Here is a 1,328-nt window from a genome sequence, read left to right on the forward strand (position 1 = left end):
TGTCCGAACCGGATAGATAGGTAACAGAATGGACCGATTGCATAGGTGACAGTTTTCTCCCTCGCCGGAGGACCCGGCGATGGTTTGGCGAGAGACTGGCATCATGGACGAGCGGCTTCGTTTTGTAGTGGATTGCCTTTCTGGCGAAGAGACGATGAGCGAGCTTTGTGCGGCCTACGGAATTTCGCGCAAGATCGGCTATAAATGGCTGGGTCGCTACCGGGAGTTTGGCCCGGAAGGTTTGCACGATCGGCCGCGAGCGCCGCTCAATCATGGCCGTGCGACAGCCCTTGATCTTGTCGAGCGGATCGTGGCGGCGAAGGAGACGCATCCGCTGTGGGGGCCCAAGAAGATCGTGGCGCGGCTCAAGCGCGCGGCTCCCGACTTGATCTGGCCGTCGGCCTCGACGGCAGGCGCTATCCTTGCACGGCATGGGCTTGTCAGCGCCCGCAAGCGGACCCGGCTGCGGGCCTGCGGCAATGGACCTTGGCCGGAGCCGCAAGGGCCGAACGCGGTGTGGACCGGCGATCACAAGGGCTGGTTCCGGACCCGTGACGGGTGGCGTTGCGAACCGTTGACGGTGATGGATGCGTCGAGCCGCTACTTGCTGGCGCTCGAAGCGACCGGCTCGACGGCGGATGCCGAGGCCTGGCCGGTATTCGAGCGGCTGTTTGAGGAGCATGGCCTGCCGGACCGGTTCCGAAGCGACAATGGCCCGCCCTTCGCGTCGGCCGGTGTCACCGGGCTGACACCGCTTGCGGTGCGCTTCATCAAACTCGGCATCGCCCTGGAGCGGATCGCGCCCGGCAAACCCCAGCAGAACGGGCGCCACGAGCGCTTTCATCTGACCCTGTTGCCGCTGGCCGAGGCACCGGAGGCCGACAGGGCGGCCCAGGGCCACGCCTTCGAGGCCTTCCGGCGCAGCTACAATGAAGAACGTCCCCATGAGGCGCTAGGCATGGACACTCCAGCCCAGCATTACAGATCCTCCCGGCGCGCCATGCCGACGATGCCGCCCGAGCCTGATTATCCGGCCGAGGCCGCGGTCCGTCATGTACGCCACAATGGCGAGATCAGGTGGAACGGCGGCTTCGTCTATGTCTCGCAGGCACTGGTTGGTGAAGCTGTCGCGGCCGCCCAAACCGAGGATGGTCAATGGGCTCTTTCCTTCCATGCACACCAGCTCGGCATCATCGACACAAGGCGTATGACGCTTGTCCGCTGCAGCGCCGCGCTAACCAATCCGCTTGGCGCTGCAGCGGACAAATAGGGGGAGAACTGTTACCTATGTATCCGGTTCAAACTGTTACCCATCTATCGGCTGGACA

At 63.9% G+C, this 1,328-nt stretch carries 1 protein-coding gene; it reads left to right on the forward strand.

Annotated elements, in window-relative coordinates:
• The first annotated feature begins 79 nt into the window (after positions 1–79).
• Positions 80–1,270, forward strand: coding sequence for an integrase core domain-containing protein (locus EOA33_RS35960; protein WP_126056960.1), 1,191 nt, complete (start codon positions 80–82; stop codon positions 1,268–1,270).
• Positions 1,271–1,328: the final 58 nt, after the last annotated feature.

The organism is Mesorhizobium sp. M4A.F.Ca.ET.050.02.1.1 (assembly GCF_003997725.1).
In the GTDB taxonomy this organism is placed as follows: Bacteria; Pseudomonadota; Alphaproteobacteria; order Rhizobiales; family Rhizobiaceae; genus Mesorhizobium.

Coding starts and splice junctions, on each gene's coding strand:
- EOA33_RS35960 (WP_126056960.1), top strand. CDS start 80: ATGGTTTGGCGAGAGACTGGCATCATGGACGAGCGGCTTCGTTTTGTA.